General features: G+C 72.1%; 21 protein-coding genes. 12 read left to right on the top strand and 9 right to left on the bottom strand.

Annotation, left to right across the window (positions count from 1 at the left end; genetic code table 11):
* Nucleotides 1-122: 122 nt before the first annotated feature.
* A complete protein-coding gene (locus O7623_RS01605) occupies nucleotides 123-2468 on the top strand; it encodes an AbfB domain-containing protein (protein ID WP_282226781.1) in 2346 nt (781 codons plus the stop codon).
* A 220-nt stretch (nucleotides 2469-2688) separates the two neighbouring features.
* On the top strand, nucleotides 2689-3462 hold the full coding sequence (locus O7623_RS01610; protein ID WP_282226782.1) for an NAD-dependent deacylase: 774 nt from the start codon (nucleotides 2689-2691) through the stop codon (nucleotides 3460-3462).
* 33 nt (nucleotides 3463-3495) lie between these two features.
* Here the strand turns inward: O7623_RS01610 and O7623_RS01615 are convergent, their stop codons facing one another.
* From O7623_RS01615 to O7623_RS01625, 3 genes are read right to left on the bottom strand one after another with little or no spacing between them, the layout of a single operon-like run.
* Nucleotides 3496-4959, bottom strand: coding sequence for a PH domain-containing protein (locus tag O7623_RS01615; RefSeq protein ID WP_282229697.1), 1464 nt, complete (start codon nucleotides 4957-4959; stop codon nucleotides 3496-3498).
* Between the two features lie 59 nt (nucleotides 4960-5018).
* Nucleotides 5019-5540, bottom strand: coding sequence for a PH domain-containing protein (locus O7623_RS01620; RefSeq protein ID WP_282226783.1), 522 nt, complete (start codon nucleotides 5538-5540; stop codon nucleotides 5019-5021).
* A gap of 18 nt (nucleotides 5541-5558) precedes the next feature.
* Nucleotides 5559-5783, bottom strand: a complete 225-nt coding sequence (locus tag O7623_RS01625) for a hypothetical protein (protein WP_282226784.1) — start codon at nucleotides 5781-5783, stop codon at nucleotides 5559-5561.
* Nucleotides 5784-5999: 216 nt separating this feature from the next.
* Between O7623_RS01625 and O7623_RS01630 the strand changes: the two genes are divergently transcribed.
* The 3 genes from O7623_RS01630 to O7623_RS01640 are packed head-to-tail and all read left to right on the top strand — an operon-like array spanning nucleotide 6000 to nucleotide 9072.
* A complete protein-coding gene (locus O7623_RS01630; protein WP_282226785.1) occupies nucleotides 6000-7172 on the top strand; it encodes a MoxR family ATPase in 1173 nt (390 codons plus the stop codon).
* The gene (locus O7623_RS01635) at nucleotides 7151-8125 is read left to right on the top strand and encodes a DUF58 domain-containing protein (protein WP_282226786.1); all 975 of its coding nucleotides are present in this window, start codon (nucleotides 7151-7153) and stop codon (nucleotides 8123-8125) included. The genes O7623_RS01630 and O7623_RS01635 overlap by 22 nt, the downstream gene beginning before the upstream one ends.
* On the top strand, nucleotides 8122-9072 hold the full coding sequence (locus O7623_RS01640; RefSeq protein WP_282226787.1) for a VWA domain-containing protein: 951 nt from the start codon (nucleotides 8122-8124) through the stop codon (nucleotides 9070-9072). The genes O7623_RS01635 and O7623_RS01640 overlap by 4 nt, the downstream gene beginning before the upstream one ends.
* A 272-nt stretch (nucleotides 9073-9344) precedes the next feature.
* On the opposite strand, the gene O7623_RS01645 is transcribed toward O7623_RS01640, so the two are convergent.
* The 4 genes from O7623_RS01645 to O7623_RS01660 form a co-directional block, all read right to left on the bottom strand.
* Nucleotides 9345-10640, bottom strand: coding sequence for an acyltransferase (locus O7623_RS01645; protein WP_282226788.1), 1296 nt, complete (start codon nucleotides 10638-10640; stop codon nucleotides 9345-9347).
* Nucleotides 10637-11470: an alpha/beta hydrolase gene (locus O7623_RS01650; RefSeq protein ID WP_282226789.1), complete on the bottom strand. Its 834-nt coding sequence runs from the start codon at nucleotides 11468-11470 to the stop codon at nucleotides 10637-10639. The genes O7623_RS01645 and O7623_RS01650 overlap by 4 nt, the downstream gene beginning before the upstream one ends.
* A gap of 74 nt (nucleotides 11471-11544) precedes the next feature.
* Nucleotides 11545-12210, bottom strand: coding sequence for a response regulator transcription factor (locus O7623_RS01655; RefSeq protein WP_282226790.1), 666 nt, complete (start codon nucleotides 12208-12210; stop codon nucleotides 11545-11547).
* A gap of 26 nt (nucleotides 12211-12236) precedes the next feature.
* Complete coding sequence (locus tag O7623_RS01660) at nucleotides 12237-13523, bottom strand: histidine kinase (protein WP_282226791.1); 1287 nt, start codon at nucleotides 13521-13523, stop codon at nucleotides 12237-12239.
* A gap of 135 nt (nucleotides 13524-13658) precedes the next feature.
* Between O7623_RS01660 and fabG the strand changes: the two genes are divergently transcribed.
* The 4 genes from fabG (at nucleotide 13659) to O7623_RS01680 (ending at nucleotide 17114) form a co-directional block, all read left to right on the top strand.
* Nucleotides 13659-14366 (top strand): 3-oxoacyl-ACP reductase FabG, encoded by a 708-nt coding sequence (fabG, locus tag O7623_RS01665; protein WP_282226792.1) that lies wholly within the window; start codon nucleotides 13659-13661, stop codon nucleotides 14364-14366.
* Between the two features lie 90 nt (nucleotides 14367-14456).
* Nucleotides 14457-15224 carry an enoyl-ACP reductase FabI gene (gene fabI, locus O7623_RS01670; RefSeq protein WP_282226793.1) on the top strand — a complete coding sequence of 256 codons (768 nt, stop codon included), beginning with the start codon at nucleotides 14457-14459 and terminating at the stop codon, nucleotides 15222-15224.
* Nucleotides 15225-15297: 73 nt separating this feature from the next.
* Nucleotides 15298-16338, top strand: a complete 1041-nt coding sequence (locus tag O7623_RS01675; protein ID WP_282226794.1) for a ferrochelatase — start codon at nucleotides 15298-15300, stop codon at nucleotides 16336-16338.
* The gene (locus O7623_RS01680) at nucleotides 16335-17114 is read left to right on the top strand and encodes an HAD-IIA family hydrolase (protein ID WP_282226795.1); all 780 of its coding nucleotides are present in this window, start codon (nucleotides 16335-16337) and stop codon (nucleotides 17112-17114) included. The genes O7623_RS01675 and O7623_RS01680 overlap by 4 nt, the downstream gene beginning before the upstream one ends.
* Before the next feature lie 146 nt (nucleotides 17115-17260).
* On the opposite strand, the gene O7623_RS01685 is transcribed toward O7623_RS01680, so the two are convergent.
* Nucleotides 17261-18052, bottom strand: a complete 792-nt coding sequence (locus O7623_RS01685; RefSeq protein WP_282226796.1) for a hypothetical protein — start codon at nucleotides 18050-18052, stop codon at nucleotides 17261-17263.
* Nucleotides 18053-18192: 140 nt separating this feature from the next.
* On the opposite strand from O7623_RS01685, the gene O7623_RS01690 reads away from it, so the two are divergent.
* Nucleotides 18193-19020 (top strand): DUF3097 domain-containing protein, encoded by an 828-nt coding sequence (locus tag O7623_RS01690; RefSeq protein WP_282226797.1) that lies wholly within the window; start codon nucleotides 18193-18195, stop codon nucleotides 19018-19020.
* Nucleotides 19021-19056: 36 nt separating this feature from the next.
* On the opposite strand, the gene O7623_RS01695 is transcribed toward O7623_RS01690, so the two are convergent.
* Nucleotides 19057-20355: a serine hydrolase domain-containing protein gene (locus O7623_RS01695; protein WP_282229698.1), complete on the bottom strand. Its 1299-nt coding sequence runs from the start codon at nucleotides 20353-20355 to the stop codon at nucleotides 19057-19059.
* A gap of 160 nt (nucleotides 20356-20515) precedes the next feature.
* On the opposite strand from O7623_RS01695, the gene O7623_RS01700 reads away from it, so the two are divergent.
* On the top strand, nucleotides 20516-21019 hold the full coding sequence (locus tag O7623_RS01700; protein WP_282226798.1) for an NfeD family protein: 504 nt from the start codon (nucleotides 20516-20518) through the stop codon (nucleotides 21017-21019).
* A gap of 32 nt (nucleotides 21020-21051) precedes the next feature.
* Nucleotides 21052-22173 (top strand): SPFH domain-containing protein, encoded by a 1122-nt coding sequence (locus O7623_RS01705; protein ID WP_282226799.1) that lies wholly within the window; start codon nucleotides 21052-21054, stop codon nucleotides 22171-22173.
* The last annotated feature ends 135 nt before the right edge of the window (nucleotides 22174-22308 follow it).

Here is a 22308-nt window from a genome sequence, read left to right on the forward strand (position 1 = left end):
ATCGACGAGCGGGGATTGACGAGATCGCTACCGGATGTCTATAACGTTATAGAGATTCGATGTAGCTCGATGCGACTCTCGGCTCGATCCCGTCCCCGGCCCGTCCACCCGATGGAGACGACATGAGATCGCCCCGTACCCGTTTGACCGCCCTCGTCGCGGCGGCGGCCACCGCCGTCGGCGCGCTCGTCGCACCCGAGACCGCCGTCGCGGTGCCCGCCCGGCCCGCGCCACTGACCACCCCGTGGACCGCCCAGGCACTCGACGGCACCCCGCTGCCCGAGTACCCCAGGCCGCAGATGACCCGCCCCGACTGGCGCAACCTCAACGGCGAATGGCAGCTGCGGCAGTCCACCACCGACGACCCCCCACAGTTCGGCGTCGACCTGCCCGAACGGGTCAACGTGCCGTTCCCGGTCGAGTCGGCGCTGTCCGGCATCGGCCGGGCCGCCGACGACGACCGGCACCACCTGACCTACCGGCGCACCTTCACCGTCCCGGCCAACTGGACCGGCCGGCGGGTGCAGCTGCACTTCGGCGCCGTCGACTGGCAGTCCACCGTCTGGGTCAACGGCAGGCGGGTCGGCGGCCACACCGGGGGCTACGACGCCTTCAGCTTCGACATCACCCGGGCGCTGCGCCGCGGCCCGAACGAACTGATCGTCACGGTCTGGGACCCGACCGACAGCCGCCAGCACGGCAGCCTGCCGCCGATCGGCAAACAGACCCGCACACCGGGTGGGATCTTCTACACGCCGGCCTCGGGCATCTGGCAGACCGTCTGGCTGGAACCCACCCCGACCACCTCGATCAGCGACGTCGACCTGCGCCCCGACCTGGCCAGCAACACCATCCGGGTCCGGGTCGCCACCCGGGGCAACGCCACCGGCCACACCGTCCGCGCCGAGGCCCTCGCCGGTGGGACCGTCGTCGGTGCCGCCACCGGCGGGTTCAGCGAGTTCGCCGTACCGGTGCCGAACGCCCGCCTCTGGTCCCCGGACGACCCGTTCCTCTACGACCTGCGGGTCACTCTGCGTGACCGTCATGGCCGGGTCGTCGACCGGACCACCCACTACTTCGGCATGCGGGAGATCGGCGTACGGATGATCGACGGGGTGCCGCGACCGACTCTCAACGGCGAGTTCGTCTTCCAGCTCGGCACCCTCGACCAGGGCTACTGGCCCGACGGCGTCTACACCGCACCGACCGACGAAGCGCTCGCCTTCGACCTGCGCAGACACAAGGACCTCGGGTTCAACATGGTGCGCAAGCACATCAAGGTCGAACCGCAGCGCTGGTTCTACCACGCCGACCGGCTCGGCCTACTGGTCTGGCAGGACATCCCGTCGCTGACCGCCCAGGACGTCGACCCGACCGACGCGCAGCAGGCCCAGTTCGAGGCCGAGGCGCGTGAGATCGTCGGCGAGCACCGCAATTCGCCGTCGGTGGTCGCCTACGTCGTCTACAACGAAGGCTGGGGGGAGCGGGCCCTGGCGGACACGATCCGGGTCGGCCAGGCGGTCAAGGACCTCGACCCGACCCGGCTGGTCAACACCCACAGCGGGTACAACTGCTGCCAGTCGCTGGGCAACCCCGGCAACGGCGACATGGACGACTGGCACGTCTACGTCGGACCCGGCGCGCCGGCGCCGACCGGCGGGCGGATCTCCGTGCTCGGCGAGTTCGGCGGCCCCGGGCTGCGGGTGCCGGGCCACGAATACAGCCCCAACGGCAACTTCCAGGCGTACGAGTGGCAGCCGACCCCGGCCGCGTTGACCGACCGCTACGTGGGTCTGATCCAGGGCGCCACCAACCTGATGGTCGGCCGAGGGCTCAGCGCCGCCGTCTACACCGAGATCACCGACGTCGAGGGCGAGCTGAACGGCTTCCTCACGTACGACCGGCAGGTGGTCAAGATGGACGAGGCCCGGGTACGGGCGGCCAACCTGGCGCTGATCGCCACCTCGCGGGCGCTGCCGTCGCGGGCACCGGTTGCCCTGCCGTTGGACACCCGCCAGTCGCTGCGGGTCACCACACCCGGTTTCACCGACCGCTACCTGCGGCACCGCGACAGCCTGGCCTACACCGACGTGGTCACCGCCGACAGCCCGCAACTGCTCAAGGACGACGCGACGTACGCGATCCGGCCCGGTCTGGCCGACCCGGCGTGCTACTCCTTCGAGTCGGTGAACTTTCCAGGCCAGTATCTGCGGCACGCCGACTCCCGGGTCCGCAACTCGCCCGACGACGGCACCGCGCTGCTGCGCGCCGACGCCACCTGGTGTGCCCGAGGTGGGCTGACCGGCAGCGGTGTGTCGTTGGAGTCGTACAACTATCCGGGCTCGTTCCTGCGCCACTACGCGGCCGAGATCTGGCTCAGCGACGGCGCGGGAGGCCCTGGCTGGAATTCGCCGACCAGCTGGACGGCGGACGTCACCTGGGAGGTAACTCCCGCCTGGGCCCCGTAGCCGGTCGACCCCCGTTAGCCGACCCCGGGCCGCTCGACCCTGGGTGGCTGATCTGTCACCCAATGTCACCTCGGCGCAGGCAGGTACGGGTCCAGCCGGTATTCCTGTGAGGAATAGTTATTCCTCACAGGAATACCGGCTGAAGTGCATACATGTACGCCGGTTCCCTTCGCCGGACTGCTGTCGCCATTGCGGACGACGTACCGGTTACCGTCGGAGGATGTCGGAACTTTCCAGCACGACGGCGGTCGACGAGGTGGCGGGGTGGCTGGCCGCCGCCCGAGGGGTACTGGCGTTGACCGGGGCCGGCATCTCCACCGACTCCGGGATACCCGACTTCCGGGGCCCCAACGGCGTCTGGACCCGGGACCCGGAGGCGGCCAAGCTGTTCACCCTCGACGCGTACGTCGCCGACCCGGCGATCCGGCGACGGTCCTGGATCGGCCGCCGGGACCATCCGGCCTGGTCGGCGCAGCCGAACGCCGGCCACGCGAGCCTGGTGGAGCTGGAGCGGTCCGGCCGGCTGGCCGCGATCGTCACCCAGAACATCGACGGCCTGCACCAACGCGCCGGCAACAGCCCGGACAAGGTGATCGAGATCCACGGCACGATGTCCGAGGTCGAGTGCCTGAGCTGCGACGACCGGACCGGCATGGACGAGGCGCTGGCCCGGGTCGCCGCCGGTGAGGACGACCCGGACTGCCGCCTGTGCGGCGGCATCCTGAAGGCGGCGACGATCTCGTTCGGCCAGTCGTTGCACGGACCCACCCTGCGCCGGGCGGTGCGTGCCGCCGAACGCTGCGACCTGCTGCTCGCCGTCGGGACGTCGCTGACCGTGCAGCCGGCCGCCGGGCTGGTGGAGATCGCCGCCGAGGCCGGTGCCCGGGTGGTGATCGTCAACGCGGCGACGACCCCGTACGACGCGATCGCCGACGCGGTGCTGCGTGAACCGATCGGTACGGTGCTGCCTGCCCTCGTCCGCCAGCTGATCTAGAAGGATCTGGCCGGTGTATCGACCATGATCCTTCTAGATCGACGGTCGTGGCTCGGCCGGCGGCTCGGTCGGTGCCGCCGGCTCAGCCGGCGGGTGCGGTTCGGCGGGCGGGGCCGGCTCAGCCGGCGTGCCGCGGGCGGCGCGCGCCCGCTCGGTGAGCTGCTCCGCCAGCCACCACGCCTCTGCCACGTCGCGGTCCTTCGCGTAGGCGCTCGGTCCGCCGGCGGTGTCGGCGTAGACCGTGGCCAACCCGAGCAGTCGCTGCAACGGACCCCGGAGCACCCGGACGCTCTGCATCCGCGCGTACGGCACGACCAGCATCTGCCGGGTCAACAGCCCACTGCGGACACTGAACACGTCGTCGGCGAGCCCGGCACCGAGTTTCGGCTGCGCCAACGGGTTGAGCCAGCGGGCCCGCCGGGGCGGCGGCGTCATCGTCAACGTGTCGAGCGCGATGCCGGGCAGCACGTCGACGAGGATGCGGTTCGCGGTGGCCAGGTCACCGACCGGCAGCAACTGGTCGGACTGGTTGCTGGCGCCCTGGGTGTCCGGTGCGGCGTAGCCGGCGACGTGCAACCGCATCCGCAGCCACTTCTTCCTACGCCACAACAGCGGCCAGGTCACCCCGATCGCCTGCAGCCGGTGCAGCGGCACGGTCTGCGACCGGGTCTCGGTCAGCCCGTGGCGGACCCGCAGCCCGACCTCGTCGCGGGCCAGCCGGAAGTTCCAGTCGTTGAGCACCCGCCGGATGGGCTGCATCAGCACGCCGGCGGTGGCGGTCAAGGTGCTGGCGACCGCGATGAACGACCAGGTGACGTCCATCGCGAACTGGGTGATGACGAAGGCCACCCCGAACGGCAGGAACATCGTCTGCGGGGTGAGCAGCTGACTGATCAGCAGGTCCCGGTTGGTGACGGTGTGCAGCAGCCGGCCGGGTGGGGGAGCCGACGGGTCGGGCAGGCTGGCCGGCGTACCGTCGTCTGTGGCCGCAGCCGGCACGGACCCGGCGGGGGCACCACGGCCGGCGAGCGCGAGCAGCCGGGCCCGCAGCGCGGCGGCGTCCGCGACGGTGAGGTACGCCAACGGCGCCTCGGTCTGGCCGCCGCCGACCACCTCCAGGCGCAGCTCGGCCAGGCCGGTCAACTGGGCGAGCAGCGGCCGGACCACCTCCACGGCCTGCAGTCGCTCCAACGGGATGGCCCGGGTCCGCCGCCACAGCAGCCCCTCGTGGATGCGCAGCTCCCGGCCGACCACGTGGTAGCCGGTGTTGTACCAGCTGACCACCGCTATCGCCAGGTAGCCGAGCAGGCAGAGGACGACCAGCAGCGCGAAGCGGCCGAAGCCGACCCGGCCGAGCGTCTGCCAGGAGAGTCCGGCGATGATCACCGCCAGGGCCCGGCTGCCCTTGAGTACCGGGCTCAGCGGGTGCAGCCGCTGGCGTGGCTCCTCCGGTGGCACCGGCGGCGGAAAGACCTGCCCCGGCAGCGGGTACGGCACCGGTCCGGTCGGCGGGGGGTAGGGCACCGGCCCGGTCGGCGGGTGCGCCGGTGGCTGGGTCACAGCCCTTCCGCCCGGACCTCGCCGAGTGCGGTCAGCCGGTCGCGTAGCCGGGACGCCTCCGCCGGGCGCAGCCCCGGCACCCGGGCGTCGCTGGCCGCCGCGGCCGTGTGCAGTTGCACCGTGGCCAGGTCGAAGGCCCGTTCCAGCGGGCCGGCGGAGACGTCGACGAACTGCATCCGGGCGTACGGCACGATCGACAGCCGCCGCACCAGCAGTCCGTGGCGCACCAGCAGATCGTCGTCGCGTTCGGCGTACCCCCAGGCGTGGACCGCTCGTATGGTCGTCACCACCCGCAGCACCGTCAACAGCACCGCTGCGGCGAACCCGACGCCGATGAACCAGAACCCGGTCAACGCCCAGCCGATTCCGAGACCGACCAGCAGGAAACTCATTCCGATGGCCAGCCGGATCAACTCGACCCAGATCAGGTCGCGGGAGACCGGCTGCCACTGCACCGTGTCGGGCCAGGGCTCCAGCGGGCTGATCGGGGCTGCCGGAGCAGCGGAGGGTTCACTCACCCTTACGAGCGTAGGCGATCAGCCAAGCGGTGCCACCTCACGGAGGAATCCGCGCGCCCGCAGGAAGTCGCCGAGGCGGTCCTGATGCTGCGCGCAGGCCAGCCAGGTCTTGCGCCGGTCGGGGGTGTGCAGCCGGGGATTGTTCCACCGCAGCGCCCACGTCGCCGCCGCGCGGCAGCCTTTGGCCGAGCAGATCAGTGGGTCGGCGGGCGCGCTGTCGGCGGAATCGGAAACTGCGGTCACACGCCGAGTGTAGAAAGCCTGATTGGCGTAAGCGCCGGGCGGCCACGGGGGAAGCCGCCCGGCGACGGCTGAATCGTACACACGCCGATCCCCCTTGTGTCTACCCACCTGACGGTGCTTTCTCGGCCCCTGCCCATAGGTTCGAGCCGGCGTGCGACGCTTAGGGCGGCACGACCCTTTCGACCGACGACGCCAGAACCACGCTGTGGAGGACCGGTGGCCCAGCCGACCACGCCCGAATCATCGACCCCGACCGGTGCCGGGCCGCAACCCGGCGCGAGTCCGGCGACCGACGCGACCCTGCTCGAACGGGCGATGTTCGAGGTCAAACGAGTGATCGTCGGGCAGGACCGGATGGTCGAGCGGATGTTCGTCGCGCTGCTGGCCCGAGGGCACTGCCTGCTCGAAGGGGTTCCCGGCGTGGCGAAGACCCTCGCTGTGGAGACCCTCGCGACCGTCGTCGGTGGGTCCTTCGCCCGTGTCCAGTTCACCCCGGACCTGGTGCCGGCCGACCTGGTCGGCACCCGCATCTACCGGCAGTCCAGCGAGAAGTTCGACATCGAACTCGGGCCGGTCTTCGTCAACTTTCTGTTGGCCGACGAGATCAACCGGGCACCGGCCAAGGTGCAGTCGGCGTTGCTCGAGGTGATGAGTGAACGGCAGGTCTCCTTGGGTGGGCAGACCCACCCGGTGCCCGATCCGTTCCTGGTGATGGCCACCCAGAACCCGATCGAGCAGGAAGGCGTCTATCCGCTGCCGGAGGCGCAGCGGGACCGGTTCCTGATGAAGATCGTCGTGGGCTACCCGACCGATGCCGAGGAACGTGAGATCGTCTACCGGATGGGCGTCGAGGCGCCGCAGCCGAGCGTGGTGTTCTCCCCGACCGACCTGATCGACCTGCAGCGCAAGGCCGACAAGGTCTTCGTACACAACGCCCTGGTCGACTACACGGTACGGCTGGTGCTGGCCACCCGGTCGCCGGCCGAGCACGGCATGCCCGACGTCGCCCAGCTCATCCAGTACGGCGCCAGCCCCCGTGCCTCGCTCGGCATCGTCCGCGCCACCCGCGCCCTGGCGATGCTGCGGGGCCGTGACTACGCGCTGCCGCAGGACGTGCAGGACATCGCGCCCGACATCTTGCGACACCGGCTGGTGCTCAGCTACGACGCGCTCGCCGACGACGTGCCGGCCGACCACATCGTCGGACGGGTCATGTCCACGGTGCCACTGCCGACGGTCGCCCCCCGGCAGAACGCGACCGCGCCGCCGGGTGCCGCGCCGCCGGGTGCCGGGCAGCCGGGTGTCGCTGGGCAGCCGGGAATGCCGCTGCCGTCGGGCGGTCCGGTGGCGCCACAGGGCGTCGGCCCGTGGCCCGGACAGCTGCCGTGACCGCACCCGCCGACCGGTCCGAGGCGGTCCTCTCCCGGCTCTACCTGACTGTCACCCGCCGGCTCGACGGGCTGCTGCAGGGCGACTACGTGGGGCTGCTGCCCGGGCCGGGCAGCGAAGCCGGCGAGTCCACCGAGTACCGCCCCGGTGACGACGTTCGGCGGATGGACTGGCCGGTCACCGCGCGGACCACCGTGGCGCACGTCCGCCGTACCGTCGCCGACCGGGAGTTGGAGGCCTGGATCGCGGTCGACCTGTCGGCCAGCCTCGACTTCGGCACCGCCCGCTGCCTCAAGCGGGACCTGGTGGTCGCGGCGGCGGCCGCGATGGTGCACCTGAGCGCCCGAGGCGGCAACCGGGTCGGTGCGGTGCTCGGCACCGGTGCCCCGGCGCAGGGCGGGTCGACGCGTCGGCTGCCCGCGCGTACCGGCCGCAAGGAGGCACACGGGCTGCTGCGGGCGATCGCCGGCACACCGTCGCGGCCCGGCCGCAGCGACCTCGGTGCCCTGATCGACATGCTCAACCGGCCACCGCGTCGCCGTGGTGTCGCGGTGGTCATCTCCGACTTCATGGCCCCGCCGCACCAGTGGGGCCGGGCGGTCCGCAAACTCGCCGTCCGCCACGACGTGCTCGCCGTCGAGGTGCTCGACCCGGTCGAGTTGGCGCTGCCCGACATCGGTGTGGTGGAGTTGACCGACCCGGAGACCGGCATGCTGCACGAGGTGCAGACCGCCGACCCCCGACTGCGCCGACGCTACGCCGAGGCCGCTGCCGCGCAGCGGGCCGAGATCGCCCAGACGCTGCGCGGTGCCGGTGCCGCGCACCTGCGGCTGCGTACCGATTCGGACTGGCTGCTGGACATCGTCCGGTTCGTCGCCGGGCAGCGGCACGCCCGTACCCGTGGCATCGCCCGCCCGGCCCCCGCCCCGCGCCCGGAAAGCGAAGCTCGATGATCCGTTTCCTGCAGCCGTGGTGGCTGCTCGCCCTCCTGCCGGTACTCGCCATCGCCGGCGTGTACGTCTGGCGGCAGTTCCGCCGCAAGGCCTACGCGGTGCGGTTCACCAACGTGGACCTGCTGCGTACCCTCGCCCCCAAGGGCCTCGGCTGGCGTCGGCATCTGGCCGCCGGCGCGTTCCTGCTCAGCCTGCTGGTGCTGGCCTCGGCCCTGGCCCGGCCGTCGATCGACGCCGAGGAGTCGCTGGAACGGGCCACCGTCATCCTCGCCATCGACGTCTCCCTGTCGATGGAGGCCGACGACGTCGCGCCGAGCCGGATCGAGGCGGCGCAGCAGGCGGCCAAGGAGTTCGTCGCGGAACTGCCGGAGGGGTACAACATCGGGTTGGTCGCGTTCGCGAAGTCGGCGAACGTCCTGGTCGCTCCGACCAAGGACCGGCCGGCGGTGACCCAGGCGATCGACGGGCTGGTGCTGGCCGAGGCGACGGCCACCGGCGAGGCGGTCTTCACCTCGCTGGAGGCGATCCGGATGGTGCCGACCGACGGTGCCCAGGGGCCGCCGCCGGCGCGGATCGTGCTGCTCTCGGACGGCTACCGCACCTCAGGTCGGTCCGTCGAGGAGGCGGCGGCCTCGGCGGCCGCCGCCAACGTGCCGGTGTCGACGATCGCGTTCGGCACCGACGACGGCCAGGTACGCATCGGCGGCCAGGTGCAGCGGGTGCCGGTGGACCGGTTCGCCCTGGCGGAGCTCGCCGAGGCGACCAGCGGCTACTTCTACGAGGCGGCGACCGCCACCGAGCTCAGCCAGGTGTACGAGGACATGGGCTCGTCGATCGGGCAGCGGACCGTGCCCCGGGAGATCACCCAGTGGTACGCGGCCCTGGCGCTGCTGCTGGCGCTGGGCTCGGCGGCGCTGAGTCTGGTGTGGACGTCGCGGCTGCCGTGAGCTGCCCGAGCTCGGGTGGGCCGGGACGGGCTGATCCGGCCGGCCGGTGGCGTGGCCACCGGCCGGCCGGATCCTCACCTGGCACTGCTGGCCAGCACGAAGATGACGGCGATCCAGACGGCGGCCAGGGTGAATCCCAACGGGGCGACGTAACGGTTCATCGTGGGCGGGCTCCGGCGACGGGGCGGTCACCCCGAGGTCGGGGTGACCGGCAGGCGGGCTGACGGGCGACACGGGTGGACCGCACGGGTGCACCGGGAGCCGCGCCGCTGTCAGCGCGCTCGACCGGTGACCCGGCGACGACTCGGAGGATCGCTATCTCGCACAGCGATCACCTCCACAGGTCGTCCGGGCGTTGAACCGGGCAAGAGCGTACACCCGGGCCGGCGCGTCGGCACAATCCGCAGCAGCGCGATCAGTGCGACCGCGAGAATCGGCAGATGGACGGCCCGGTCGGCGAGCCAGCCGGGACCGTCCGGCGGTGTGTGCAGACCGGCGACCGGGCTGCCGTCGGCGATCCACAGTGCGACGAACGTCGACCCGACCAGCACCGGCTGGTGCCACAGGTAGATGCCCATCGCGTGCCGGTTCACCGCTGCGACCGGCGCCCACCACCGGGCGGTGGTGTCGATCCGGCCCCGCAGGTGCCGCAGCGCCAGCGTGGCGGCACCGAGCTGCGCGGCCACCAACGCCAGGGTCGCCAGCGACGGCGGGTTCAGGTTGGACCGGTCCTGGCCCGGCAGGCCCACCGCGCTGGCCGGGTACCCGCCGACCACGGTCAAAGCCAGCAGCACCGCCACCCCGCCGATGAGCAGGCCGACGGCGTACCGGGTCGGCGGCGGCCCGTACACGGCCAGCAGCCCACCGGCGAGGAACGGCAGGGCCCAGGCGGCGACGACGGCCAGCATCGGCGGCAGGTGCCCGGCGTCGGCGGCGACCACGATGGTGACCGCCGACAGCGCGGCCGGTGTGACGGTCACGAAGGCCCGCTCCGGGCTGTGCCGGACGCCGCGCAGCAGTGGGCCGCAGAGCGCCCGCAGGACCAGCAGCACCGCGAGGAACCACAACGGACTGACCGCCAGCTTCGCCACGGTCACCAGGCTGTCGGTGGGCGCGCCGACGAGATAGCCGACGACCAGTGCCAGCGCCAGACCTGCGGCGAATCCCAGCAGCGGAGCGCGCAACGTCCGCAGCGATCCGCCACGCCCGTGCGACCCGCCGCCGTGCGACCCGATGCTACGGGTGGCGGCGAATCCGGCGGCGAAGAACAGCAGCCCGAGGGTCTGCGGCAGCCAGGTCAACGGATTCAGCCAGGGCATGTCGATCAGCGGGCTGTCGACGCGCAGCAGCCCGTCGCCGGTGAGTACCAGGGCGGTCACCCACCAGTGTCCGGCGACGATCCCGATGATGGCCAGCGCCCGGACCAGGTCGACGACTGGCTCCCGCCGTGGGCGCACCGGATCCGCCGATCGCGCCGGGCCCGGTGGCACCGTAGTCGGCGCCGTGGCTTCCGGTGGCGCGGTGGCTTCCGGTGGCGTCGTCAGGCTCATCGGCTGCGCCGGGTTCATCGGGCCACCGCCGTGAGCCACGTGCCGGACCGGGTCGGGTCGGCGGCGAGCAGGTCGGCGACGGCGTCCAACGTGCCGCTGCCGGGCCGCAGGTAGCCGTCGTGCCCGTCGACACCGTCGGTCGGCAGCGGCCGGGCGCCGAACGTCGGGTCCGCCGGTGCCGTCCCGTGCCCGAATCCGGCCCACCGCACCGCCGGTACCCGCCGAATCCAGTCGTCGGCGGCAGTGGCGTGCCAGACCTCGGCGCCGGTGCCGAGGTCGGCGACGTGCGCCGCGCCCATCCCGGGGGCAGCGAGTGCGACGAGATCGGTGACACAGCCGTCGAGCCGTGCTGCGGCCAGCCCGGCCACCAGCGCGCCGTAGCTGTGCCCGATCACCACGACGGAGGCGGCCGGCTGGCGTCGGCACAGGTCGGCGACGAATGCGATCAGCGCGGCCGCACCGGCCTCGGCCCGACCCCAGCGCAGTGCCGCCGGCCCGAACCCTTCCGGCGGGTCGTAACCGAGCCAGGCGACGACGGCGGTACGCGCCTCGCGCCGCTGCGCCGCTGCGTACAGCACCCGGGCCTGCACCGCTGGTGCGCGGTGGGTGACTCCGCCGAGGCCTCGGTCGAACGTGGCCAGGGTGTTGTCCGTGCCGGGGATCAGCACCGCGATCCGACGGGCGGTCGACAGGTCGCCGACGGCCTCGACGGCGGTGCCGTCACCGGTGGCATCGAACGCCAGGAACTGCCGTCCGGCGGTGTCCGGCCAGAGTGCGGCCTGCCCGGCCGGCGCGGTGGCCAGCGTGGCGCCGCACATCGTTGCGAGGGCGATCAGACGGATACGCATACCGATGAGCCTGCGGCGCGGGTGTGTCCGCCCGCGTCGTGCCGCGGAGCCAGGTTCGGCGTCGTACCAGGGGGCTATTCGCCGGCGGTGACCAGTCCCGACTCGTAGGCGACGACGACCGCCTGTGCCCGGTCGCGGACGCCGAGTTTGCTGAGGATCCGTCCGACGTGGGTCTTGACCGTCTGCTCCGCCACGACCAGGTCGGCGGCGATCTCGCCGTTGGACCGGCCCCGGGCGATCAACCGCAGCACCTCGGTCTCCCGGTCGGTCAGCGAGGTCAGCGACACCGGTCGGGGACGGTGCTGCCCGGGGCGGGTGGCGAACTCGGCGATCAGTCGGCGGGTGACCGACGGCGACAGCAGCCCCTCGCCGGCGGCCACCACCCGTACGGCGTTGACCAGGTCGGCCGCAGGCGCGTCCTTGAGCAGGAACCCGCTGGCCCCGGCCCGCAGCGCTTCGTAGACGTAGTCGTCGAGGTCGAACGTGGTGAGGATCAGCACCCGGGGCGGTTCGTCGCGGGACCGCCCGTCGAGCAGCTGCCGGGTGGCGGCGATCCCGTCCAGCACCGGCATCCGGACATCCATCAGCACCACGTCGGGGTCGAGGCGGCGGGCCGCGCTGACCGCGTCGGCTCCGTTGGCGGCGTCACCGACCACCACCAGGTCCGGTTGGGCACCGAGCAGAGCACCGAAACCCTGCCGGACCATCGCCTGGTCGTCGGCGATCAACACTTTGATCATGTCGTCCTTCGCTCGTCGCCAGCACGCTACCCGGTGGGCCGGTCCGGGTCAGCGCCGCCGTCGGCGTCAGCACCGGTGGTGCCGTCGACGGCGGTGTCGGTCGGGCGGTACGGCAGCCAGGCGGTGACCACGAAGCCGGTCCGGCCGTCCGGACCGGCCGTGAAGGTGCCGCCCAGCAGCTCGGCCCGTTCCCGCATCCCGATCAGCCCATGCCCCCCGGTGGAGCGTTCCCGACCGGCGGCCAGCTGGGCGGGCCCGTTGCTGACCCGTACCACCAGCCGCGCGACCGTGGTCCGCAGCTCGACGCGGACCTTCGCCCCGGGTGCGTGCCGCCCGGCGTTGGTCAACGCCTCCTGCACGATCCGGTAGGCCGCCAACCCGACCGGTTCGGCCACGGTGTGCGTGGCCAGGCGCGGGTCCGTCTCCAGTGCGACGTCGAGTCCGGCCCGGCGGGCGGAGTCGACCATCTCGGCGACGTCGGCCAGGCCGGGCTGCGGGCTGCGCTGGGCCCGTTCGGTTTCGCTGCGCAGCACCCCGAGCAGCCGGCGCATGTCGGCGAGCGCGCTGCGGGCGGCACCGGCGATCGCGGTGAACTCGTCGCGGGTCGGCGTGGTCATCCCGGCCAGCCGGTACGGCGCGGTCTCCGCCTGCACGGCGATCATCGACATGTGGTGGGCGACGACGTCGTGCATCTCCCGGGCGATCCGGGCCCGTTCCTCCAGTACCGCCCGCCGCTGCTGCTCCTGCTGGGTGACGACGGTCTGGCTGGCCAGCGCGTGCTGGCTGGCGCGACGTCGGCGTACCTGGTCCGCGACCGCGACGACCAGCGCGATCAGTCCGACCAGCACGTACATGACGTCCGAGCCGGTGAACACGAGTACGGGCAGCGCGGTCACCGCTCCGGCCGTCGCCGAGACCCGCAGCTCGGCCCGCAGGGCGAGAGTGGCCAGTACGGACAGCAGGGCCAGCAGCTGGAAAGGGCTCCACGGAATCCCGTACGGATACAGGACCATGCCGGGGAACAGCAGCAGGAACGAGACCTGCCAGGCCCGCAACGGCCGGAGGTAGGCGAGCGCCGCCGGTGCGACGCTGACGAAGCCGAGGACCGGTCCGAGTGGTCCCGGCAGGTGACTGATCTCGTGCAGGTCGAGCATCGCCACCGCGCTGAGGAGCAGGAACAGGGCGAACGCCAGCCATCGGCCGGCTGCCCGCCACCGACCGGGTGGGGCGGTGGCGGGCAGCGGCGGATAGTCCGGCCCCCAGATCAGCTGACGCCACGTCTGCCGGACCTGCCCGATCGCACTGGTGCTCACGGCTGTCACCATCGCGAGGCTACGACCGGATCGGCCGCCTGTCGTGACACCAGGGGGCTAGTACCCCCGGGTTACTGCTTACCCGGCGGTAGCACCTAGTCTCCAAAGCCGGATCATTCATGACGAGGGGGGAACGTGGCCCGTACCGTACTGGTCACCGGCGGTAACCGAGGAATCGGCCTGGCCATCGCGCAGGCGTTCGCGAAGCAGGGCGACCGGGTCGCGGTCACCTACCGGTCGAGCTTCGACGAGCAGTCCGGCCTGCTCGGCGTCCGCTGCGACGTCACCGACGCCGACTCCGTCGACCAGGCGTTCAGCGCGGTCGAAGGCGAGCTCGGCCCGGTCGAGGTGCTGGTCGCCAACGCCGGCATCACCGACGACACGCTGCTGCTGCGGATGTCCGAGGAGCAGTTCACCTCGGTGCTGGACACCAACCTGACCGGTGCGTACCGGTGCGCGAAGCGGGCCTCGACGAAGATGCTGCGGGCCCGCTGGGGCCGGCTGATCTTCATCTCGTCGGTGGTCGGCCTGCTCGGCTCACCCGGGCAGGTCAACTACGCGGCCAGCAAGGCCGGACTGGTCGGCATGGCCCGGTCGATCACCCGCGAGCTGGGTGCCCGCAACATCACCGCCAACGTGGTCGCCCCGGGCTACGTGGAGACCGACATGACCGCCGCGTTGCCCGAGGACCGCAAGGCCGAGTACCGCAAGGCGATCCCGGCGGGCCGGTTCGCCGCCGCCGACGAGGTGGCCGCAGCGGTGACGTGGCTCGCCGGTGACGGCGCCAGTTACATCTCCGGGGCGGTCATCCCGGTCGACGGTGGCCTCGGCATGGGCCACTGACGGCAGCTCCGCCCATCGCATCCCGGGTCCATCGGCTTCACCTTCCGGCTCCACCGACCACTGATCACCGACCATCGAACGGAGAACCCTGTGTCCGCACTGCTGGCCGGTAAGCGGCTGCTCGTCACCGGTGTCATCACCGACCAGTCGATCGCCTTCTCGGTGGCCAAACTGGCCCAGGAGAACGGCGCCACCGTCGTGCTGACCGGGTTCGGCCGGATGTCCCTGGTCGAGCGGATCGCCAAGCGGCTGCCCGCCGAGGCCCCGGTGATCGAGCTGGACGTGACCAACGTCGACCACCTCGCCGCCCTGCCCGACCGGGTCCGCGAGCACGTCGACGGCCTCGACGGGGTGGTGCACTCGATCGGGTTCGCCCCGCAGAGCTGCCTCGGTGGCGGATTCCTCGACGCGCCCTGGGAAGATGTGGCCACCGCGCTGCACGTCTCCACCTACTCGTACAAGTCGTTGGCGATGGCGGCGCTGCCGCTGATGCGCCCGGGCGGCGCGGTCGTCGGACTCACCTTCGACGCCACCCTGGCCTGGCCGGTGTACGACTGGATGGGCGTGGCCAAGGCCGGCCTGGAGTCCGCCTCCCGGTACCTGGCGCTGCACCTGGGGCCGAAGGGCATCCGCAGCAACCTGGTCTCCGCTGGTCCGCTGCGCACGATGGCGGCCAAGTCGATCCCCGGGTTCGAGGCCTTCGAACACGCCTGGACCGAGCGGGCGCCGCTGGGCTGGCAGTTGACCGACCAGGAGCCGGCCGCGCGGGCCTGCCTGGCGTTGCTGTCGGACTGGTTCCCGGCGACCACCGGTGAGATCGTGCACGTCGACGGGGGTTTCCACGCCATCGGGGCGTGACCGGCGGGCCGACCGGCGGAGCGATCCGGGGTGCGCCGCCGACGGCGCGCGTCGGACCAGGAACAATGGCGTCATGGCGTACGACGCATTGGTCCTGCTGTCGTTCGGCGGCCCGGAAGGGCCCGACGACGTGCTGCCGTTTCTGCACAACGTCACCCGGGGGCGCAACGTGCCGCCGGAGCGGCTCGCCGAGGTCGCCGAGCACTATCAGCACTTCGGCGGGGTGTCGCCGATCAACCAGCAGTGCCGGGACCTGCTCGCCGCGATCCGGGCCGACCTCGCCGCGCACGGCGTCGACCTGCCGGTCTACTGGGGCAACCGGAACTGGCATCCGATGCTGGCCGACACGGTGGCCCGGATGCGCGACGACGGGGTGCGCCGCGCGCTCGCCTTCGCCACCAGTGCCTACGGCGGCTACTCCTCGTGTCGGCAGTACTGGGAGGACATCGCGGCGGCCCGGGCGGCGGTCGGCCCGGACGCTCCGGTGATCGACAAGCTGCGCCAGTTCCACGACCACCCCGGGTTCGTCCTGCCGCACGCCGAAGCGGTCCGGGCCGCGCTGGCCACCCTCGACCCGGCGGTACGCCAGCGCACCCGGCTGGTGTTCACCGCCCACTCGATTCCGACCTCGATGGCTGCGGTGGCGGGCCCGGAAGGTGGGCGATACCAGGCCCAGCTGGCCGAGACCGCCCGGCTGGTCGCCGCCGAGGCTGCCCCCGACCTGCCGTACGACCTGGTCTGGCAGAGCCGGTCCGGGCCGCCGCAGGTGCCGTGGCTGGAGCCGGACGTCAACGACCACCTGCGGGACCTGGCCGGGCAGGGCGTCACCGCCGTGGTGGTCAGCCCGGTCGGGTTCGTCTCCGACCATCTCGAAGTGGTCTGGGACCTGGACACCGAGGCGGCGGCGACCGCCAAGGAGCTCGGGTTGACGTACGTGCGGGCCGGCACGCCGGGGACCCATCCGGCGTTCGTGTCGATGGTGCGTGATCTGGTGCGCGAACGGCTGAGCCCGGACGGTACGGTGACCCGGCAGCGGCTGGGTACGCTGCCGGTCTGGGACACCTGCCCGGTGAACTGCTGCACTTCCGCGACCACCCCCCGGAGACCGTCGTGACCGACCGCAAACCCGTCGAGAGCTGGCTGACCGACATGGACGGCGTGCTGGTGCACGAAGGCCAGCCGGTCCCTGGCGCACCGGAGTTCATCAACCGGCTACGTGCCTCCGGCAAGCCGTTCCTGGTGTTGACGAACAACTCCATCTACACCCCACGTGACCTGCAGGCCCGGCTCACCCGGATGGGCTTCGACGTGCCGGAGCAGGCGATCTGGACGGCGGCGTTGGCGACCGCCCAGTTCCTGGCCGACCAGCGGCCGGGCGGCACCGCGTACGTGATCGGCGAAGCCGGTCTGACCACGGCGATGCACGCGGTCGGTTACATCCTGAGTGACTACGCCCCGGACTACGTCGTGCTGGGGGAGACCCGGACCTACAGCTTCGAGGCGATCACCAAGGCGGTCCGGCTGATCAACGACGGGGCCCGGTTCATCTGCACCAACCCGGATCCGACCGGGCCGTCGACCGAGGGTGCCCTGCCGGCGGCCGGTTCGGTGGCGGCGATGATCTCGAAGGCGACCGGGGTGGAGCCGTACTTCGTCGGCAAGCCGAACCCGATGATGATGCGGTCGGCGTTGAACACGATCGACGCGCATTCGGAGAGCACCGCGATGATCGGTGACCGGATGGACACCGACGTGCTCTGCGGGCTGGAGGCCGGTCTGCAGACGATCCTGGTGCTCACCGGGATCAGCAACCGGGCCGACATCGACCGGTACCCGTACCGTCCGTCGCGGATCGTCCCGTCGGTGGCCGACCTGATCGACGAGGTCTGAGCACCGCCGCCCTTGCATGATCGCGACGATCTTGCACTTATCGATGGACAACTCGGACAAAAGCTCTCGATAACTGCAAGATCGTCGAGGGTGTCAGGGGCGGGGGTCAGGGCTGTGTCGCGGGGGCCAGGGCTGCGTCGCGGGGGTCAGGGGCGTAGCGGGGCGTTGCAGGCGGCGACTAGGGCCCGCCGGCAGGCGGCGGTGAGCGGTCGCAGCGCGGCATCCCGCTGCTGCGCCTCGTAGCCGTTGACCGCGCCGCCGGGAGCCGCGTGCTCGGCCAACGCCAGTACCTGGTCCAGCACACTGGCGCGGGCGAACAGCCGACGGGCCCGGGGGTCGAATCCGGGCGGCAGGTCCATGCCGCCGTCGGGCCGGCGCAGCGCGGCCAACGCGCCGGCCAGTTCCGGTCGCCAGTGGGCGATGTCCAGCCGGGTCAACGCCGTGGTCGCCTCGGCCAGGGCGGCGGACAGGTCGGCCTCCGCCTCGGCCGGGCCCGGCTCGGTGCGCCCGCCGCCGGGCAACTCGTCGGGCAGCGGGTAGACCCGCCAGAGCACCGTCTCGAAGGTCACCCCCGACCCCGAGGTGTGGCTGCGGACCTCCGGGATGACACCCAGGCCCCGGGCCACCACCGCTTCACCGGCCAGCAGCGCCGCGCCGGTGAACGCACCGGGGCCGGGCAGCCCGCGCGGGTCGCCGGGTGCCGGCAGGACCAACCGGATCTCGTCCGGCGCCAGCTTCGCGAAACAGGGCAGCGCGTCGCGCAACGGCAGGTCGGTCCAGGCTCCGGGCGCGTCGGCGACCAGATGCTCCTCGTCGCCGGCTATCTCGTCGGCGATCTCGTCGTACGGCACCAGCCCGGCGCGCCATGCGCGGACCCAGGCCACGAATCGGCTGGACCGGCGCGCCCCGAGGGTGGCCGCGCCTACTGCGGGGGACATGCAGGCTAGGGTACGTGCCGCCGCCCCGGTTGTCTCGACTCCGCTGGCGGCGCACCCTGTGGCGCGTCGTCGTGCCGGGTGCCGCACCCCTGCGGCGCGTCGTCGTGCCCGGTGCCGCCCGGCGGGGTTAGCCTGCCGCGATGGATGGCGACCGGCGGTACGGAGACGACGTCCTGGCGGGCAACTGGCGCCGTCGGCGCGCCGTTCCCGTCCTGGACGCGGAGTTGGACCTGGTGGTCGAGGACGCCGACTCCGGCTTCTGCGGGGCGGTGGTGGGTTTCGAGTCCGGTGCGGTGACCCTGGAGGACCGGCACGGCCGGCGGCGGCACTTTCCGCTCGAGCCGGCGGCGTTCCTGCTCGACGGCCAGCCGGTGACGTTGCGGCGCCCGGCCCGACCCGCCGCCGCCACGCCCCGGCAGCGCCAGCGCACCGCCTCCGGCTCGATCGCCGTCGGATCCCGGCCGGCCCGGGTCGCCCAGGCCAGCCGGATCTGGGTCGAAGGGATCCACGACGCGGCTCTGGTGGAGCGGATCTGGGGCGACGACCTGCGGATCGAAGGTGTGGTGGTCGAGCCGCTGGACGGCATCGACGCGCTGGCCGACGAGGTCGCGACGTTCGCGCCGGGGCCGCAGCGGCGCCTCGGGGTCCTGGTCGACCATCTGGTGCCCGGTTCGAAGGAGAGCCGCCTCGTCGCCGCGGTCACCTCGCCGTACGTGCTGGTGACCGGGCATCCGTACGTGGACGTGTGGCAGGCGGTGAAACCGGACCGGGTCGGGCTGCGGCAGTGGCCGCAGATCCCGCCCGGCCAGCCGTGGAAGGAAGGTGTCTGCGCGGCGGTCGGGGTGGCCGAGCCGGCGCAGATGTGGCGGCGGATCCTCGGCGCGGTGCGCAGCTACCAGGACGTGGAGACACCGTTGATCAACGCGATGGAGCGGTTGATCGACTTCGTCACCGTACCGCCGCAGTGAGCCGACCGCCCGTTGCGGTAGTGCGGCGGCGGCCGGTCAGCCGAGGTCGTCCGGGTCGCGGGTGAGGACGAAGGTGGCCAGGTCCAGCGCCGTCGGGGTGCCGGTCGGGCCACGCCGTACGGTGAGGATCTCGCCCTGCTGGGCGCCGCTGCGGCCCTGCCAGCGGTCCACGCCCGCTGCGGCGAACCGCGACGTCACCGGCTGCACCGGCCCGAGCAGGGTGAGGACCAGCTCGGCGGCGTCGGCGTTCCAGGAGAGCTGCATCTCCCGCCCCATCCACCACCACCGACCGCAGATCGCGTCGATCTCCGCCGGCGGCGGGGTGCCCGGCCGCCACGGACGAGGCGCGGCCGGTTCCCGGTCGAGCACTCCGGCCAGCACCCGCAGCCCCAGCTCACGAATGGTGCCCTGGGTGAACCCGTACGAGTTGGCGAAGGCGACCACGCCGGTGCCGGTGGCGCGGTGTACGGCGAGCAGCGCCACGTACCCGGGCATCGAACCGCCGTGCCCGGCGAAGACCCGCTCCCCGACCCGGTACAGCTCGGGACCGAGCCCGTGGCCGCCGGTCCACCGCTGCGGGTCGTTGATCGCGACCGGTAGGCACATCTCCGCCATCGTGTCGGGGTCGAGCACCGCCGGGTCCGGGTCGGCGAGGAACGCCGCCCACCGGCTCAGGTCGTCGACGGTGGACCAGAGCTGGCCGGCGGGGGCCATCGCTCCGGTGTCGGTACGGGGCTCCTCGCGCAGCGTGCCGTGCCACGGGTGCACCACGTAGCCGGCGGCGTACGGGGCGGTGGGGTGGTAGGTGGTGCGGGTCATGCCGAGCGGGTCGAGGAGGTCGGTGGCGACCAGTTCGCTCCACGGCGTGCCGGTGATCCGGTGCAGAGCGGCACCGAGCAGTCCGTACGCCAGGTTCGAGTAGTGGTACGTGCGGTGCGGCGGGAAGGCCACCTTGTCCGGTCCGAGCCCGGCCAGCAGGGTGGCGACGTCGGTGCCGGTGGTGCGTTCCCACCAGCCGTCGCTGTCCGGTTCGCGTTGCAGGCCGGCGGCGTGGCCGAGGAGCTGGCGCAGGGTGATCCGCTCGAACGGGGTGTCGGGCAGGTGGTCGCGGAGCCGGTCGTCGAGGTCGAGCCGACCGGCGTCGCGGAGCCGCAGCACCAGGGTGGCGGTGAGGGTCTTGGTGATCGAGCCGATCCGGTACTGCAGGTCGGGGTGGGGTGACGGGTGGTCACCGGCGGATGCGACGTGCACCAGCCGCCGGCCCCGGAGCACGCCGAGGACGACGGAGGGTGCCCGGCCGTACGACTGGGTCTCGGCGACCGCAGTGTCGATCATGCCGGTGGTGCCGGGGGAGAGGGACGTGGACACGCTCACAACACTCCTGTACGTGGTGACCTGACAGCGGTGTGTCGCTCCCGTTTGGCCCGGCTCGAAATATGCCCGATATGTCGATTCCGCGGTCGCCGCTGGTGCGCATACATGTCACGATCGGTATGTGGAACCCGTCCTGTGGATCGTATTGGGCGTCGTGCTCGCGATCGCGGAGTTGTTCACCGCGACGCTGTTCCTCGTCATGTTCGCCGCCGGCGCGTTCGCAGCGGCGGTCGCGGCGGCCCTGGGGGCACCGGTCGCCGCACAGGCCCTGGTCTTCGCCGCGGTCTCCGCGTTGACCGTGCTCGCCGTCCGGCCGGTCATCCAGCGGCACCGCACGGCGGCGCTGACCAGCGGCGACGAGCCGTTCGGAGTCGCGGCGATCGAGGGCGCCACGGCGCTGGTGCTGGAGCAGGTCGACGCCGACGGCGGCCAGGTCAAGATCGACGGAGAGCTGTGGAGCGCCCGGTCCTACGACGGGATCGGGGTCTTCACCCCCGGACAACGGGTACGGGTCATCGAGGTCAAGGGCGTCACCGCCCTGGTCTGGCGCGACGACGTCATCGGCGGCGACGTCATCGGCGGCGACGCCACCGGCGGTGACCTGACCGGCGGCGACGCGCGGTAGCGGAACACCTCCACCGAAGAGGGTGAGCGACGATGGACATAGCGATCGCGGTACTGGTCGGGGCGATCGCCCTGATCACGGTCATCACGTTGATCCGGGCCGTCCGGATCGTGCCACAACAGCGGATGGACGTGGTCGAACGACTCGGCCGTTACCAACGCACCATGACGCCCGGTCTGAACCTGCTGGTCCCGTTCGTCGACACCGTCCGCGCCAAGGTCGACATGCGCGAGCAGGTGGTCAGTTTCCCGCCGCAGCCGGTGATCACCTCCGACAACCTGGTGGTGTCGATCGACACCGTCCTGTACTTCAAGGTGGTCGAGCCGCGCGCCGCCACCTACGAGATCGCCAACTTTTTGCAGGCCATCGAGCAGCTCACCGTCACCACGCTGCGCAACGTGATCGGTTCGCTCGACCTAGAGCGCGCGCTGACCAGCCGGGAGGAGATCAACCGGCACCTGTCCGGGGTCCTCGACGAGACCACCGGCCGGTGGGGCATCAAGGTCACCCGGGTGGAGATCAAGGCGATCGAGCCGCCGCCGAGCATCCGTGACTCGATGGAGAAGCAGATGCGCGCCGAGCGGGACCGCCGCGCCGCGATCCTCACCGCCGAAGGGCACAAGCAGTCGCAGATCCTCTCCGCCGAGGGCGAGAAGCAGGCGTCGGTGCTGCGCGCCGACGGTGACCGGCAGGCCCGGATCCTGCAGGCCGAGGGGCAGGCGAAGGCGATCCGTACCGTCTTCGACGCCATCCACCAGGCCAACCCGAGCCAGAAGGTGCTCGCCTACCAGTACCTGCAGGCGTTGCCGCAGATCGCCAATGGCCAGGCCAACAAGGTGTGGATCGTGCCGGCCGAGCTGACCAAGGCGCTCGAAGGCCTCGGTGGTGCCCTCGGCGGGCTCAGCCAGATGGTCGGCGACGCGCCGTCGCAGCAGGTCGACTCCTCTGCCGTGGAGCGGGAGGCGGCCGAGGCGGCCGAGGCGGCAGCCGCCGAGGCGCAGCGGGTCAACGACGAGGTCCGCGCCGCCGAGCAGGTCAGCAGCGGCGGAAACGCCCGACCGGCCGGGCTGCCCGCGCCGGAGCCGGTGCCCGCCTCCGAACTGCTCGGCCAGTTCGACGCCAGCCAGACCCGACCGGAGGCCGAACGCGGCTGAGCCGCTGAGCCGCGCATGCACCGACCGGTCGATCGCTGACCGGGACCCGCACACCTACCGGACGCGCACACCTACCGGTGGAAAGACGCGCACACCTACCGGTGGAAATCCGAGCGACTCCCGCATATGTGTCCG

The organism is Solwaraspora sp. WMMD791, assembly GCF_029581195.1.
In the GTDB taxonomy this organism is placed as follows: domain Bacteria; phylum Actinomycetota; class Actinomycetes; order Mycobacteriales; family Micromonosporaceae; genus Micromonospora_E.